The organism is Pseudomonas sp. IT-P258 (genome assembly GCF_949767825.1).
GTDB lineage: Bacteria > Pseudomonadota > Gammaproteobacteria > Pseudomonadales > Pseudomonadaceae > Aquipseudomonas > Aquipseudomonas monachiensis.
Genome location: NZ_CATKPU010000023.1, coordinates 50,750 through 66,515 on the forward strand (window position 1 = coordinate 50,750; position 15,766 = coordinate 66,515).

The following is a 15,766-nucleotide window of genomic DNA, read 5'->3' on the forward strand; positions in this document are numbered from 1 at the left end:
TGTTCACACCCTCGGGCATGGAATTAACAACGTTTAACTCGTCAGCCGCATCGGCCGCCTCCAACAATGAAGCCCTCAGCGCAGAACTGTTTTTTTCCAGAGTAACGGTGCTGATCGCTCGAACCGGGCGCCAGCGCTTTTCCTCCCCGACCGGACAATGGCCATGGCTTACCCACAGCACACCACCGCCCGCGCACCTGCCAGCGAACCGCGCAAGCCCCACACCGGCGGCCTCAGCCCACAACGCGAAAAACTGGTTAAACAACTGATCCTCGAGCGTCTGGGCGACAGCCTGGAAGTCACTGAACTGGCACAGGCTTGCGCCCTGTCGCGCAGTCACTTCTCGCGCGCGTTCAAGTGCAGCACAGGCCTCTCGCCACAGGACTGGATTCGTCAGCAGCGCATTGCCCTGGCCAAGCAATTGATCCAATACACCGGCCTGAGCCTCACGCAGATCAGTCTCGAATGCGGTTTCTGCGATCAGGCGCACTTCTGCCACATCTTCACCCGCAGCGAAGGCATCAATCCGTTTTCCTGGCGCTGTCAGGTGGTGCATGGCCTTAAAAGCAAAAGATCGCAGCCTTCGGCAGCTCCTACGGGTATACACGCTGGCGTGTAGGCGCTGGCGAAGCCTGCGATCTCTTGATCTGTGCTTTTTAACCTTTCAAGAACGCCAACAGGTCAGCATTGAGCTGGTCCTTGTGGGTGTCCGTCAAACCGTGAGGGGCGCCCGGGTAAATCTTCAGGGTCGAGCCCTTCACCAGCCTGGCGGAGGAGACGCCCGCCGCTTCGTACGGCACAACCTGATCCGCGTCGCCATGCACCACCAGGGTCGGCACGTCGAACTTCTTCAAATCTTCGGTGAAGTCGGTTTCCGAGAACGCCTTGATGCAGTCATAGGCGTTCTTGTGGCCAGCCATCATGCCTTGCATCCAGAACCAGTCGATCATGCCCTGGGACGGTTTCGCGTCGGGTTTGTTGAAACCGAAGAACGGGCCGCTGGCGAGGTCGATGTACAGCTGCGAGCGGTCGGCCAGCGAGGCCTGGCGAATGCCGTCGAACACTTCCAGCGGCAGGCCGTCGGGGTTGGCTTCGGTCTTGAGCATCTGCGGCGGTACCGCGGAAATCAGCCCGGCCTTGGCCACGCGGCCGGTGCCATGGCGACCGATGTAACGCGCCACCTCGCCACCGCCGGTGGAGAAGCCGAACAGCACGGCGTTTTGCAGGTCCAGCAGTTCGATCAACTGCGCCAGGTCGTCGGCGTAATGGTCCATGTCATTGCCCGACCACGGCTGGCTGGAGCGCCCATGACCACGACGGTCGTGGGCGATGACCCGGAAGCCTTTGGAGGCCAGGAAAATCATCTGCGATTCCCAGCTGTCGGCGTTGAGCGGCCAGCCGTGACTAAAGATAATCGGCTGACCGGTGCCCCAGTCCTTGTAGTAGATCTCGACGCCGTCGCGGGTAGTGAAGGTGCTCATGGGTGATGCCTCCTTAACGAGGGTTGGGGGTGAATCAAACCGGTAACAGGTTCATGCGATCCGCCAGGCGCGCCACACGCTCGCCCAGGTGCGCGGCGGTGCAGCGATCCTCGGGTGGAGGGGCATCGTCGGGGGATTGCTCGACATTCGACTGGGCCATGGCGCCCAGCGAGCTGCCCAGGCGATTGAGTTGGCCGTTGAACGCGCCGGTGCTGGAGCGTGCCGGCAGCAGGTCGAGGCCGACCCAGATCATCGAGTGCTGGGCGGCGAACACCGCCATTTGCAGCAAGGTGTTGAGCTTGTCGCCGCACAGGCTGCCGGAATTGGTGAAGCCCGCCGCGAGTTTGTCGCGCCAGGGCTGGGTCAGGTAGAACGCCGCCGTGGCCTCCATGAACGCCTTGAAGGCCGCCGAGGCGCTGCCCATGTAGGTCGGCGCGCCGAAGATGATGGCGTCGGCGCTGTGCAGCCGCGCCCAGTGCCCGTCCACTTCTTCGACCGGGATCAACTGGCAGGTGCTGCCCAGGTGCCGCTCAACGCCCGCGGCAACGGCTTCGGCCATGACCCGGGTGTGCCCGTAGCCACTGTGATAGACCACCACCACGTTGCTCATTGCTGTGTCCTTAGTGGGAGCGGCTCGCGGCTGACTGACATTTCATCCCTGCCTTCAGTGGAAGTTGAAGAAGGAGAGTTTTGGACGCAGAGCGGACGCAGGACGAGTTAAACGTTGTTAATTTTCCTTGGCGCGCAAAAAGCCCCGGCACGTCCTGCCCATCTGTCGCACCCAATGTTTTCGGGACCGACAGCCACTGGCCGATACGCTAGAGTCAATGCCTGCCCCTTCAGTCACCCGGGCGGCGCATTGCGCTCTGTAACAAACCTGAGGAATATGCTCGAAAACCGCGTACTAGACGGATGCAGCAGGAGCGACTCGTTGACCCTTTCCCCCGAACAGGCTGTGCATTTCGGTCCCTACCGGGTCTACCCCGACCAACGCCTGGTGATGGAGGCCGACCAGCCTTTACGCCTGGGCCGACGCGCCATGGACATCCTGTTGATCCTGCTTGAGCACGCCGGCAACGTGGTTAGCAAGCAGCAACTGATCGCTCGGGTCTGGCCCAACAGCGTGGTCGAAGACATCAACCTGCGGGTCCACATGGCCGCGTTGCGCAAGGCGCTCGGCGACGGTCAGGCCGGCCAGCGCTACATCGTCACCGTGGCCCAGCGCGGGTACAGCTTCGTCGCACCGCACTCACTGGACCAGGCCGAGCAACTGTCGGCGCCCACCGCCCCCACGCCGGGCCGGCATAACCTGCCGGTGCGTCGCACGCGCATGATCGGCCGGCGGACGCTGGTCGACAATCTGGTGGTGCAACTGCCACGCCAGCGCTTCATCACCCTCGTCGGCCCCGGCGGCATCGGCAAGACCACCGTGGCCTTGCGAGTCGCCGAGCAAATGATCGGTCGCTACCCGGACGGCATTCGCCTGCTGGACCTGGCCCCGATTAACTGCCCGCTGATGATCGACGGCCACCTGGCGACATTGCTCGAACTGGCCCTGCACGACGACCAGCCCCTGGGCGGTCTTGCCGACTGTCTGCGCGACAGGCAAATGCTGTTGGTCATCGACAACTGCGAACACCTGGTCGACGCCATCGCCCAGCTCTGCGAAAACATTCTGCGCAGTGCGCCGCACGTGCATATTCTCGCCACCAGCCGCGAGAGCCTGCGGGCCGAAGGGGAATTCGTCCAGCGCCTGGAATCACTCGACTGCCCGCCGCCCATCGCCGTCCTCGACCGCGCCCAGGCCATGACCTTTTCCGCCCTGCAACTGTTTGTCGAGCGGGCCATGGCCAGCCATGACAGCTTTGAACTGACGGACGATGAGCTGCCGCTGTTGATCGAGATCTGCCACCGACTGGATGGCATTCCACTGGCCATCGAACTGGCGGCGGCGCAGGTGGGCAACTTCGGATTGCCCGGCTTGCTGGCGCAACTGCAAAGCAGCTTTCGGGTGTTGACCCAGCCCTGCCAGACGCCCCTGGCACGCCATCAGACTCTGCGCGCGACACTGGACTGGAGCTTCGAGCTGCTCAGCGCCTGCGAAAAGACCTGCCTGCGCCGACTCAGTGTGTTTCGCGGCAGCTTCACCCTGGAGTCGGCAGCGGCGGTGATTGTCGGCGAACACATCGAACCCCGCGAAGTGTTCGGCTCGATCACCCAACTGGTCGCCAAGTCCCTGTTGAACGTCGAGGTGGGCGACGAGGATGTCTTCTACCGCCAGCTCGACACCACCCGCAGCTATGCCCTGGAAAAACTCGGGCAAACCACCGACCTGCCCGGCACTCGGGAGCGGCATGCCGAACGTTGCCTGGCGCTGATGCAACAGGCGCAGGACGACTGGGAGAAAACCCCGACCGGCCTGTGGCTCGAACGCTATGGTCGGGCCCTGGAGGACATCCGCGCGGCCCTCGATTGGGGTTTGCACGCGCAAGGGCCGCAGGCACTGGCGATACGCCTGGCCGCGGCGTCCACGCCCCTGTGGCAGGAGCTGTCACTACTCAAGGAACACGGCGGTTATGTGCGCAAGGCGCTGGCCCTGCTCGAACAGTCTGCCCAACCTTGCCCGCGCTTGCAGATGGCTCTCAAGCTGGCCCTGGGCAGTGCCTGTTATCACGCTCAAGGCGCCAGCGCCGAAACCATTGGCGCGTTTGTCAGTGCCAGAGTCCTGGCCAGCCGACTCAATGATGTGGCCGGTCAGTTGCGGGCGATTTCCGGACACCTGACGGTCAATCTCAGTTGCGGCCAATACCAGATGGCCCTGGAACAGAGCCGGCAATTCGATCGGCTGGGGCTGCATGACGACGCCCTGATGTCCCTGAGCATGCATCGTTTGCGGGTGCTCGCCCTGCACTTCTGCGGCGATCAGCAACAAGCCGGCGAGCATGCCGGACAGGTGCTGCAACGCATGGCCCAGAGCGGTCATCTCAACCGTTTCACCCATGGCTTCGGCGTGCAATACGACCAGAGCGTCGCGGCGCTGACCATCCACGCACGCATCCTCTGGCTGCAAGGCCAACCGGAACAGGCCTGGCGCGCAGCCCGGCAGGCACTGGACATCGCGCTGCAGATCAACCACGGCACGTCGATCTGCTACACCCTGGCGCTCGCCGGCTGCCTGATCGCCCACTACAACGGCGACACCCGCAGCGCCCGCGAACTCCTGCGCCTGCTGCTGCAACAGGCGCAGAAACACTCGGTGCTGCTGTTCCATGACTGGGCGCAACACTACGCGCGGGTGATCGGCGGCACCGAGGTGCAGCCCATCGGTCGACAAAGCGTCGGTTTGATCAAGGACATCATGGTCACGCTGGATTCAACCTGTGTCGACGATGATCTGCTCGAACGTGCGCAAAGCGGTGTTTCGGACTGGAGCACGGCGGAGATTCTGCGGGCCTGGGCCAGCACGTTGCTGGCAACGGATTGCCCGGTCAAAGCCGCGACGGCAGAAACCGTGCTGCTCAAGGCACTCAACGTAGCAAAGACCCAGGGTGCCCTGGCCTGGGAGCTGCGTAGCGCCACCTCGCTGGCGCAACTGTGGCAGCGTCAGGGACACAGCCAAAGGGCGTATGACCTGCTGGCCCCGATCTACCAGCGCTACACCGAAGGTTTCGCCACGCCCGACGTGATGTCCGTTCGCCGGCTACTCGACGAGTTGCAATGCCACCTGCCCGCCTGAAGGCCGGCTCGTTTGACTGACGTAACCGGCATAACGCGTTTCAAGGGCGCGCAACTCACCACTGTGTTCGAGTTTTTCCAGGGCGTAGGTGCGGGTGGTGTTGAGGAATCGGTAACGGGTCACACCACCGCCCTGCTCCTGGGACAGCAGTGATTTGAGTGTGAGGTTGTCCAGCACCTCGATCAGTTCGGCGACCGGCAACGCGTCGCAGCTGATCACCCCTATCGCGGCATCCTGGGTAAAAGCCATCTTGAACACCGCCAGTCGCTGCAGCACGGTTTGCTCTACGGCAGTCAACCGTTCGTAGCTCCAGTCCAGCGCAGCCTTGAGCGTCTGGTGCCGGGGCACGGCCGTGCGGCGACCCTGGGACAGCAACTGAAAACAGTTATCGAGTTGCGCTTGCAACCCCACCAGCGCCAGCGCATCGATTTGCGCCGCCGCCAACTCAATCGCCAGCGGCAGGCCATCGAGGCGTCGGCAGATTTCCCGTACGGTCTTGAGGTCTTGCTCACGCAGGGTGAACCCTTGCTGACGAGTTCGGGCACGGCTGACGAGCAACTGCACCGCCGAATAGCCCATGACCTCGGCAACACTGCGCAGCGCGGACGCCGGCGGCACCGCCAGCGGTGGCAGACGCATGACGGTTTCGCCCGCTGCCTTGAGCGGCTCGCGGCTGGTGGCGAGGATCGACAGTCGCGGCAGCGCAGCCAGCAGCGTCTCGATCAACGTCCGGCAGCGTTCGAGCAGGTGTTCGCAGTTGTCCAGGACCAACAAGGCATGCCGCTGCGCCAGCGCCTCCAGCGTGGTACCGACTTCCAGCCCAAGGGTATGTGTGAGGTGATCGGTCACGTGCGCCGGGTCTTCGATCGCCGCCAGGTCGACCAGCCACACGCCGTGCCGATAGTGCTCCAACAACAGTTCGGCCACGCGCAGCGCCACGGTGGTCTTGCCGATCCCGCAAGGCCCGGCCAGGGTCATGAATCGGCGCACCGGCAACTGCCGCACGAGGCTGCCGACTACCGCATCGCGCCCGGTGATCGGCGTGAGCCGCGCCGGCAAGTTGTGCAGGGGCTTTTTCAAGGTCTCGCTCGGGAACGCTACGGGCTGCGGCGAATGCTGTACCGAGGCGACAAAACTGTAGCCGCGCTGGGGAATATTGACGATGTAGCACTGGCCGTTCTGCCCGTCGCCCAGGGCGCGGCGCAGGGCGGCAATGTGCACCCGCAGGTTGATCTCTTCGACCACGGAGCACGGCCAGACCTGCGCAATCAACTCTTGCTTGCTGACCACCGAGCCTGCGTGCTCGACCAGCACCTGCAACACGTCAAGGGCGCGGCCGCCCAGGCGCAGCGGTCGATCGCCCTCCAGCACCAGTCGCTGACTGAGGTGGAAAGCGTAGGGTCCGAATTGCAGCACCGCTTCGCTGTTCAAATCTCTGAGGCTGTTCATGGGCTGTCACCCGCGGCAATCCTGGTTTCCAGCCCAGGCTCCGCACCGTCCTTGCAATGAGTTCAGCGGTATCTTGGCAGGCCTCGGTGACGGTACAACTGCCACGGGGGGAGCGTCACGGCCATTGCGGTGCGCATGACGGACACGCGCGCTAGCTGAACTGCTCGCGGTATTGGGTCGGGGTCAGGCCAAGCTTTTCACTGAACAGAAAACGCATGTGGCGCACGCTGCCGAAGCCGCTTTTGAAGGCCACGGTCTTGAGCGGCAACTCGCTGGTTTCCAACAGGTTCCTGGCGCAGTCGATGCGTGCGCTTTGCAGAAACTCCATCGGCGTCATGTTCACTTCCCGGGCGAACACCCTGGCGAAATGACGCGGGCTCATGTTGGCCAGACCGGCCATGCGTTCGATGCTGTAGGTCTCATCCAGGTGTTCGAGCACATGGTTCTGCACTCGGGTAATCGCCGTTTCATGAGGGGCCACCGCCGCCATCAACGGGCTGAACTGCGCCTGCCCACCCTGGCGTTTCATGACCACCAGCAACACCTTGGCCACGTCCTGGGCGACTTTTTTTCCATGGTCCTGGGCCACCACCGACAAGGCCAGGTCAATCCCCGCGGTGACGCCACCGGACGTGATCAGGTTGCGGTCCTGGACGAAGATCTGATCGGTCTCGACGGTCGCTTTCGGAAAGCCCTTGATCAGCCGCTCGGTGTAGTGCCAGTGGGTGGTGACGCGATAGCCGTCGAGCAAACCCGCATGCCCCAACACGAACGCCCCGGTGCAGATCGAGCCAAAAGCGGCGGACCGGCTGACGTTGTGCCGGAGCCAGTCGAGCAATGGCGGATGCCTTTCGTTGTAGGCACCGGGACCACCGGGCACCAACAGCAAATCAAAACCCTCGCAGGCCTGGTCGATGTGCCGGTCGGCGTGCACGCTCACGCCATTGGACGCCCGCAATGCGCCGGGCTCGGTGCCGATGGTCGACAGCACGTAGTGATCGTCGGGTTTCAGGTATCGATTGGCGATGGAAAACACTTCCATGGGTCCGGCCATGTCGAGCAGGAGAAAGTCGGGAAACAGCACCATTGCCACGGTTTTCATGGATTGGAATTCACTGGGATCAATAGGGTCGGCACACCAATCCTTGTGGGAGCGGGCTTGCTCGCGAAGGCAGTGTGTCATTCACCATCATTTAGCCTGACACGACGCCTTCGCGAGCAAGTCGAATCGTCGCACCGCCGCTCCCACAGGATTCTTGCCATGCATTATGGCTAAGTACGACGTAAAGGTTGGAAAAGAATAGCTGATTCGCCCTCATAAACTGTCAACCTGTTCGAGACAGTATTTCAATTTTCATCTACTTATTGCACCAGCCAGTAACCATTAACCTTCTCCTCACTCGGACGAATTCACGTCCCCACAGGAGATTTCATCATGCTGACTCTTCGCAAAGCCTCGGATCGTGGCCTGGCCAATCACGGCTGGTTGAAGTCGTTCCATACCTTTTCCTTCGCCAGCTATCGCAACCCGAAAGAGCAGGGCTTTTCCGACCTGTTGGTGATCAACGACGACCGTGTGGCCGCCGGCAAAGGCTTCGGCCAGCACCCGCACCGCGACATGGAGATTTTCTCCTATGTGCTTGAAGGTGCCCTGGAACACAAGGACACCCTGGGCACCGGTTCGGTGATCCGCCCCGGCGACGTGCAACTGATGAGCGCAGGCAGCGGCGTGGCCCACAGTGAGTTCAATCACTCCGGCACCCGGGCGGTGCACTTTCTGCAGATCTGGATCGTGCCCGACGTCAGCGGCGCCAAACCGCGTTATCAGCAAGAGCATTTCAGCACCCAGAAGAAACGCGGACGCCTGCAACTGATCATCTCGCCGGACGGTGCCAAGGGTTCGCTCAAGGTGCGTCAGGATGCACGGGTGTATGCCGGCCTGATCGACGGCAAGGAAAGCGCCACCCTGGAGCTCGCCGCCAACCGCTACGCGTATGTGCACGTGGCCCGGGGCAGCGTCGAACTCAACGGTGTGCTGTTGCAGGAAGGCGACGGTGTGCGGGTTCGTGATGAACAGATGCTGACCTTGAGCAACGGCGTGGATGCTGAAGTATTGGTCTTTGACCTGCGCCCTCAGGAACTGCCGCAAATGCCATAAAACCTTTGTGGGAGCGAGCCTGCTCGCTCCCACAGGATTTGTGCCACCTGGAATTACTCGCCGGTCCCGGCGAACCCCGCGACAATCTCATCGATCACCGCCCGGACCCTGGCCGTATGCCGCAGGTCCGCGTGGGTCACCAGCCAGATGTCATAGGGCATTGGCCGCGAGCGTTCCGGCCACAACCTGAGCAACCCCTCCTTCTCCCCGATGTACACCGGAATCTCCCCGACTCCGATCCCCGCCGCAATCGACCGACGCACCAGCAGGCTGGAACTGAGGCTCGCGACAATCCGCCCGCGCACCACCGGTTCCGAGACCAGCGTCAGGTCCTTGTTGCCCTGCAAGTACGGCTGATACACCACCAGGTCATGCCCGGCGAACGCCGAGCCCGGCTCCGGCACGCCGTGGGCGTCGACATAGGCTTGCGAGGCAAACAGCCCTACCGGCCAACGGGCGATACGCCGGGCGATCAGGTCAGGGTTTTCCGGCCGGGTGTTGCGTACGGCGATGTCCGCTTCGCGTTTTGCCAGGCTGAGGATCTGCGTGGTGGCGTCCAGTTGCACCCGTACATCCGGGTGTTGCCGATGCAAACGGGCAATCGCCGGGATCAGGAAATCAATCGCCAGGGAGTCGGTAGTACTGACCCGAACCGTGCCGGTCAAGCGATCGTCCAGGCCCTGGATCTGGCGCTCCAGCTCCAGCGCCGAATGCTCCATTTTCTCCACGGCCTTGAGTGCCGCTTCGCCGACAGCCGTCAGCGCATAACCTTCGGATGTGCGCAGGAACAAGGTCGCACTCAATGACTTTTCCAGCGCCGTGATGCGCCGGCCGACCGTGGCCTGGTCGACCCCCAACACCCGCGCCGCACCACGCAACGTGGATTCGCGGCAAACCGCGAGAAATACCCGGGCGTCATCCCAATTCATCATGTTCTCCTGATGATGCAATTACGCATCAGCATAGCGCGTAATCGCTGCATTAATGCTTCGTAAAACCTCGATATGCTGAAGGCCAGAGTGACCCTACAGGACAATGCACATGCACAGTTCATCGCCTCCCCTTACCCCGGCGCCCGGCGCGATCTGGCTGCCGATCTTCGCCGGCCTCTGCGCCAGCCTGGTCAGCATCGGCCTGGCGCGCTTCGCCTACACGCCGCTGATTCCCTCGCTGATCCAGGCCCACTGGTTTTCCGCCAGTGACGTGGTGTACCTCGGCGCCGCCAATCTGGTGGGGTACCTGATCGGTGCACTGATCGGCCATCCCCTGGCACGCCGGACCTCGAACAAGACCGCCCTGCGCCTGATGATGCTGGCGGTGACCCTGGCGTTTTTCGCCTGTGGCTTTCCGTTGTCGGTGAGTTGGTTCTTCGGCTGGCGCCTGCTGTCGGGGATTGCCGGTGGCGCGATCATGGTGTTGGTGGCGGCCACCGTATTGCCCCGGGTCCCGGCGGCCCGCAAAGGCCTGGCCAGCGGCGCGATATTCCTGGGTATCGGCCTGGGCATCGCCGGGTCGGGGACGATCGTACCGCCACTGCTGAGCCTCGGCTTGCAGCAAACCTGGTTCGGCCTGGGCTTGCTGGCCTTGATCCTCACGGCTGCCAGTTGGTTTGGCTGGCCGACAACTGCGCACCCGACTACCGCAACGCCGTCGAATGCACCGTCGTCCCCCACCGACCCGAACGTTTACCTGCTGTTCGCCCAATACGCATTCATGGCGGCCGGGTTGGTGCCGGCCATGGTGTTCCTGGTGGATTACGTCGCCCGTGGGCTCAATGCCGGGGCACATGTCGGCGCGCTGATCTGGGTGATGTACGGCCTGGGCGCGATTATCGGGCCGGTGAGCTACGGCTTTCTGGCAGACCATCTGGGCGCGAAAACCGGTATCCGCATCGTGCTGGTGCTGCAGGCGCTGGCAGTCGGCCTTTTATCGATCAGCAGTTCGTTCGTGGCGCTGGCTTTACTGGCGGTGATCCTCGGCTCCTTCCCCCCAGGCATCGTGCCGCTGGCGTTGGCGCGGGTGCATGAACTGATCCCCGGGCATCATCAGCAACAGGTTGCCTGGAGTCGCGCCACCGTGTCGTTCGCTACTTTCCAGGCGCTCTCGGGGTTCGCTTACTCGGTGCTGTTCAACGCCAGTGGCGGCCATCATGCCTTGATGTTCGTGATTGCCGCCGGCGCCATCGTTGTAGCGCTGTTGCTGGAGCTGGGCAGCCGACTGCTCAGACGTTCGACCAAATTTTTAACGCTCAATACAGGTATCTGAAATGACACTCCCGCAGACCATGACCCTGATCGAAATCACCGAACCCGGTGGCCCTGAAGTCCTGCTACCGGACCGACAATGGCTCAGGGCTCGCAGGGTTCCTGAAGGATGGCGGCCCCTGCGCCCTGCTCCCCCTGATAACGGGCGCGATAGCGCCCGGGGCTTTCCCCGGTCCACTTCTTGAACGCCCGATGGAAGGCGCTGGGTTCCTGGAACCCCAGTTGCTCGGCGATATCGCTGATGCTCGCATCGCTCTGACGCAGTTGTTCAAAGGCCACGCCTCGGCGTACTTCGTCCTTGATTTCCTGATAGGAACAGCCTTCACGCTCCAGTTTGCGGCGGAAGGTGCTGGGGCTCAGGTGCTGTTCCAGGGCAAAGGCCTGCAACGTCGGCCACTCGCTGTAATGACTGCCGCGCAAGCGCTGATGGACCTGGGATGCCAGTCCGTGCTGGTTACGGAAGCGGATCACCAGCCATTGTGGCGCTGTACGCAGGAACACTTTCAGCGACGCCAGGTCTTGAGCCACTGGCAGGCGCAAGTAGTGACTGGCAAATTCGATTTCGGTGCGCTCGGCACCAAAGGTCAGGTTGGGGCCCCAAAGCAGGCGGTCGTCACCCAGCGACAGGCGCGAATGGCGGAAGTCCGCACGATCAATGGGAATGCGCCGCCCGCCCAGCCAGCACAGCAGACTGATCATCAACACCAGGAAGGTTTCTTCACCAAACCGGCTGGCGTCGTTGTCCGTCGAGCGGGTTTCAAGGCTGATCACCGCACGCTTGCCACGCACCGCGAGCGAGCCGCGAAAGTCTCGCAGGAACAAGCCGAAGTTGGCCAGGCATTGACGCATGGCCTTGTGCAGATCGGGCTCCTGAATCAGGGCACGGCAAATCAGGGCGAAACTGCCCGGCGGCATGCCATGGGAGTCGAGCCCGAAAAACTCATCGTCGAGCTCGCGGATCTGGATCAGCCACAACGCCGCAAACGCGTTGGCCGGCACCCGCGCCGTGGGTTGGTGCATGACCGCCGGATCAATGCCCGCCTGTTCGAGCACGGCCGTCACGCGCTGCGGATCATCCCTCAGCCCATGGATCATTGCCTGCACGAAATAGGCGGCAACCGAGTCCTTTTCCCGCATTGGTTCGCTTCTCTCTCATCACCCGAATGGCAAAAAACATCAGTGCCGTTGAACAGTTTTGGCATAGGACAACCGCCCTGCCGGCTCTAGACTCGCGGCAATAGTACGCCTTCGGCCGCCGTCGCGGCCAAGGTATCGCAGGGTTTGATCGAAGGATGGGAAGATGAATCTGCAAAACATCGGAGTGATCGGTGCGGGCACCATGGGCAACGGTATCGCGCAAGTCTGCGCCATGGCCGGTTTCAACGTGACCTTGCTGGACATATCCGAAAGCGCTTTGCAAAAAGCCGTCGCAACGGTCGGTAAAAACCTGGACCGGCAGATCGCCAGGCAAACCCTGACGGTGGAGCAGAAACAGGCCACCCTCGACAAAATTCGCATCAGCACCGATTACAGCGTCCTGGGTGACGCGCAACTGGTCATCGAAGCGGCCACTGAAAATCTGGACCTGAAACTGCGTGTGCTGCAACAGATCGCCGCGCAGGTCAGCAACGAATGCGTCATTGCCTCCAATACCTCGTCGCTGTCGATCACCCAACTCGCCGCCAGTGTCAGCCAGCCTGAGCGCTTCATCGGCCTGCATTTCTTCAACCCGGTGCCGGTGATGGGCCTGATCGAAGTCATCCGTGGCCTGCAAACCAGTGACGTGACCCACCAACTGGCGCTGGACATGGCGACCACTCTAGGCAAAACCGCGATTACGGCGGGTAACCGTCCGGGATTCGTGGTCAACCGGATCCTGGTGCCGATGATCAACGAAGCGATCCTGGTGTTCCAGGAAGGCCTGGCCAGCGCCGAAGACATCGACGCCGGCATGCGCCTGGGCTGCAACCAGCCTATCGGCCCATTGGCCCTGGCGGACCTGATCGGCCTGGACACCCTGTTGTCGATCCTCGAAGCCTTCTATGACGGTTTCAACGACAGCAAATATCGCCCGGCGCCACTGCTCAAGGAAATGGTCGCCGCCGGTTACCTGGGACGCAAAACGGGGCGCGGCTTCCATGCCTATGCCTGAGCGTTGCTCGCGCTTTGCCGAGTACCGGGACAAGGTCCTGGAGCTGTTTGCCTGCAAGGGGTTCGGCCAGGTCGGCATGCGCGAGCTCGCGACGTGCCTGGGGCTCTCCCCGGGCTCGCTGTATCACCATTACCCCAGCAAACAGCATCTGCTGCTCGACCTGATCGAGGAATTCTACGAGGAACTGCTGGCTACCCTGGGACGTATCCAGCAAAAAGCCCCGGGCAAGCGCGACAAGCTCAACAGCCTGATCCGCGCCCATCTGAACCTGTATCGGGAGATGCCTTGGCATTTCCGCCTGGTGGAGCGCGACAGCGGTTGCCTGAACGAAGAGCAGCAGGCTCGGGTCCGGCAATTGCGCGAGCAATACGAACGCACGTTGCTGAGGATGCTGGGCGCGAAGTCGCGTTTCAGCGAGCAAGGTCAGCTGGCGGCCGGGCATGCCATTGGCGCCCTGCTCAACAGCGCTCCCAGCTGGCTGACGCCACATGTGCTGGACGAGCAGGAACGTGATGAGCTGCTCGAGAGCATGGTCAGCGGTGCCATCGAACGTGTGCTGGCGCCACGGCGCGTGCCGGAGGCGATAAGCCTCGCGCGTCCTATTGAAAAAACATCTAAAGAAACACAAGCTTCGACAAAGATTTAGCGCTTTGCTTGTCGGCTCGACACAATCGGAATTCGCCGAAAAAACCGGCGTCCAAACCGATGTATGTACTCGAACACCTGGAGCCGACCATGAAAATCAATCCCTACCTTATCTTCAACGGCGACTGCAAAGCGGCCTTCACGTTCTACGCGCAGTGCCTGCAAGGTCAGATCGAAGCCATGTTGACCTTCGGCGAAACGCCGGCTGGTGAACATTTCCCCAAGGATCTGCACAACCTGATCATCCATACCCGTCTGATCGTGGGCGATCAGGCGATCATGGGGTCGGACACCACACCGGATCGCCCCGTGGATAAAATGAGTGCCTGTTCGATTTCACTCAACGTCGACAGCATTGCCGAGGCCGAGCGGGTCTTCAATGCGCTGGCGAACGGTGGCTCTGTGCAAATGCCACTGGAGACCACGTTCTGGGCGGCGCGCTTCGGCATGCTGGTCGACCGCTTTGGTGTGTCGTGGATGGTCAATTGCGAAAAGGATCAGTGAAAGACCTCAGTCGATTGACCGTCTTCAAGGCACTAAAAAGCCCAACCTGAAAAGGTTGGGCGTTCTGGCAACTCCCGGCCCGTCTGCTACCGTCAACTAGCCACATGGATAGCAGCGAACCAGAGGAGCGAACCCACTATGCCGGCCCACGACCTGTCCTGGCCCACCCGTTTCAAATGCTTGCTACTGGCCGGTGGACTGATCACCGGCCTGCTGACCCTCAATGGCTGCGCCACTGTCGACGCACAGACCACCGCGTATGTCGGCGTAGAACATCCAGCACCGACATCGCCGGACCATGTAGTCGTGCTGCGCTCGGAGCCTCTGCGTCCGCATGTGCGCCTGGGTGAAGTGTTGATCGACGCCAGCATCGACCCCGCCCCGCCGATTACCGAAGTCGAACAGAAGCTGCGGGAAGAGTCCGCCAAACTCGGTGGCGATGCAGTGGTGGTGGTCTATGACCACATTCAGGCGGTGGGTGCCTATGCCAGCGGGCCGCTGTGGGCTCGCGACGTGACGACCATCGAAGGACGCAAACTCAAGGGCATCGTGATCAAGTACCAGTAGATATCTCCCCTGGAAGACAGCGTCAACGGAGGTTGAATTTGAATGACGTGGTGATCGCCCTCATCGTTTTCGCCTGTCTGTCCGCCAGCGCACTGCTGGGCTCGTACGTGAGGGAGCGATTACCGAGCCATCATCTGAGCGACGACTCCGTGGCGGTGGTGAAGCTGGCCACCGGCCTCATCGCAACAATGTCGGCGCTGGTCCTCGGCCTGCTCGTTTCCTCTGCCAAAGGCACATTCGATACGGCCAATGCCGAACTGGAGGGCGCTGCGGCGAAAGTGGTTCAATTCGACCGCTTGCTGGCCCGCTACGGCACCGACACCCAGGGCATCCGCACCGAACTCAAGCACAACTACGCCGAAGTCACCCGAGTACTCGCGACCCGCGACCACCATCAGATTGCAGAACTCGATAGCCCCGAAATGATCCGTCGCTCCGAAGGCCTGCAACGCCAGGTCGAATCACTGACGCCTGGCAACGATGATCAGCGCACGCTGAAAGCCTCGGCATTGCAAGACATGGACACCGTGTTTGCCGCCCGCTGGCTAACCCTGTTGCAGGCCAATCAATCGATTCCACCGGTGATGCTGGTGATCCTGGTGACGTGGCTGGGGATTATCTTCGGCTCGTTCGGTCTGTTTGCACCCTGCAACGGCACCATTGTCGCCGTATTGCTGATGTGTGCCTTGTCGACGGGGGCAACCATCCTGCTGGTAGAGGAACTCAATCGACCGCTTGATGGTTTTATCTGTGTGTCACTGGATCCCCTGGAGCACACGCTGGAGCGGTTGGGGCAGTAATTTCATTTCC

At 61.9% G+C, this 15,766-nt stretch carries 15 protein-coding genes; 9 read left to right on the forward strand and 6 right to left on the reverse strand.

Annotated features, from left to right (window positions below; genetic code table 11):
- Window positions 1–163: 163 nt before the first annotated feature.
- Entirely contained in the window at window positions 164–619 is a 456-nt protein-coding gene (locus ACM6G4_RS11165) for a helix-turn-helix domain-containing protein (RefSeq protein ID WP_056723463.1), read from the forward strand.
- Window positions 620–656: 37 nt separating this feature from the next.
- On the opposite strand, the gene ACM6G4_RS11170 is transcribed toward ACM6G4_RS11165, so the two are convergent.
- Window positions 657–1,481 carry an alpha/beta fold hydrolase gene (locus ACM6G4_RS11170; RefSeq protein ID WP_414913672.1) on the reverse strand — a complete coding sequence of 275 codons (825 nt, stop codon included), beginning with the start codon at window positions 1,479–1,481 and terminating at the stop codon, window positions 657–659.
- A 34-nt stretch (window positions 1,482–1,515) separates the two neighbouring features.
- Window positions 1,516–2,091 carry a flavodoxin family protein gene (locus ACM6G4_RS11175; protein WP_414913673.1) on the reverse strand — a complete coding sequence of 192 codons (576 nt, stop codon included), beginning with the start codon at window positions 2,089–2,091 and terminating at the stop codon, window positions 1,516–1,518.
- A gap of 321 nt (window positions 2,092–2,412) precedes the next feature.
- Here ACM6G4_RS11175 and ACM6G4_RS11180 point away from each other — a divergent pair, with 321 nt between their 5' ends.
- Window positions 2,413–5,217, forward strand: coding sequence for an ATP-binding protein (locus tag ACM6G4_RS11180; RefSeq protein ID WP_414913674.1), 2,805 nt, complete (start codon window positions 2,413–2,415; stop codon window positions 5,215–5,217).
- Here the strand turns inward: ACM6G4_RS11180 and ACM6G4_RS11185 are convergent.
- Both ACM6G4_RS11185 and ACM6G4_RS11190 read right to left on the reverse strand, forming a co-directional pair.
- Window positions 5,182–6,666, reverse strand: coding sequence for an ATP-binding protein (locus ACM6G4_RS11185; protein WP_414913675.1), 1,485 nt, complete (start codon window positions 6,664–6,666; stop codon window positions 5,182–5,184). The genes ACM6G4_RS11180 and ACM6G4_RS11185 overlap by 36 nt on opposite strands.
- Before the next feature lie 151 nt (window positions 6,667–6,817).
- A complete protein-coding gene (locus ACM6G4_RS11190; RefSeq protein WP_056723455.1) occupies window positions 6,818–7,768 on the reverse strand; it encodes a GlxA family transcriptional regulator in 951 nt (316 codons plus the stop codon).
- 333 nt (window positions 7,769–8,101) lie between these two features.
- Between ACM6G4_RS11190 and ACM6G4_RS11195 the strand changes: the two genes are divergently transcribed.
- Entirely contained in the window at window positions 8,102–8,824 is a 723-nt protein-coding gene (locus tag ACM6G4_RS11195) for a pirin family protein (RefSeq protein ID WP_056723454.1), read from the forward strand.
- A gap of 53 nt (window positions 8,825–8,877) precedes the next feature.
- Here the strand turns inward: ACM6G4_RS11195 and ACM6G4_RS11200 are convergent, their stop codons facing one another.
- Window positions 8,878–9,753, reverse strand: coding sequence for a LysR family transcriptional regulator (locus ACM6G4_RS11200; RefSeq protein ID WP_414913676.1), 876 nt, complete (start codon window positions 9,751–9,753; stop codon window positions 8,878–8,880).
- Between the two features lie 112 nt (window positions 9,754–9,865).
- On the opposite strand from ACM6G4_RS11200, the gene ACM6G4_RS11205 reads away from it, so the two are divergent.
- On the forward strand, window positions 9,866–11,089 hold the full coding sequence (locus ACM6G4_RS11205; protein ID WP_414913677.1) for a YbfB/YjiJ family MFS transporter: 1,224 nt from the start codon (window positions 9,866–9,868) through the stop codon (window positions 11,087–11,089).
- A gap of 83 nt (window positions 11,090–11,172) precedes the next feature.
- Here the strand turns inward: ACM6G4_RS11205 and ACM6G4_RS11210 are convergent, their stop codons facing one another.
- The gene (locus ACM6G4_RS11210) at window positions 11,173–12,225 is read right to left on the reverse strand and encodes an AraC family transcriptional regulator (RefSeq protein WP_056723448.1); all 1,053 of its coding nucleotides are present in this window, start codon (window positions 12,223–12,225) and stop codon (window positions 11,173–11,175) included.
- A gap of 163 nt (window positions 12,226–12,388) precedes the next feature.
- On the opposite strand from ACM6G4_RS11210, the gene ACM6G4_RS11215 reads away from it, so the two are divergent.
- The 5 genes from ACM6G4_RS11215 to ACM6G4_RS11235 all read left to right on the forward strand — a co-directional run bounded on the left by ACM6G4_RS11215 (window position 12,389) and on the right by ACM6G4_RS11235 (window position 15,756).
- The gene (locus ACM6G4_RS11215; protein WP_056723446.1) at window positions 12,389–13,240 is read left to right on the forward strand and encodes a 3-hydroxybutyryl-CoA dehydrogenase; all 852 of its coding nucleotides are present in this window, start codon (window positions 12,389–12,391) and stop codon (window positions 13,238–13,240) included.
- Complete coding sequence (locus ACM6G4_RS11220) at window positions 13,227–13,886, forward strand: TetR/AcrR family transcriptional regulator (RefSeq protein ID WP_056723444.1); 660 nt, start codon at window positions 13,227–13,229, stop codon at window positions 13,884–13,886. Before ACM6G4_RS11215 ends, ACM6G4_RS11220 begins: the two co-directional genes overlap by 14 nt.
- An 89-nt stretch (window positions 13,887–13,975) precedes the next feature.
- Complete coding sequence (locus ACM6G4_RS11225; RefSeq protein WP_056723442.1) at window positions 13,976–14,389, forward strand: VOC family protein; 414 nt, start codon at window positions 13,976–13,978, stop codon at window positions 14,387–14,389.
- Window positions 14,390–14,527: 138 nt separating this feature from the next.
- On the forward strand, window positions 14,528–14,956 hold the full coding sequence (locus tag ACM6G4_RS11230) for a hypothetical protein (protein WP_056723439.1): 429 nt from the start codon (window positions 14,528–14,530) through the stop codon (window positions 14,954–14,956).
- Between the two features lie 47 nt (window positions 14,957–15,003).
- Window positions 15,004–15,756: a hypothetical protein gene (locus ACM6G4_RS11235; protein ID WP_223542235.1), complete on the forward strand. Its 753-nt coding sequence runs from the start codon at window positions 15,004–15,006 to the stop codon at window positions 15,754–15,756.
- Window positions 15,757–15,766 lie beyond the last annotated feature (10 nt).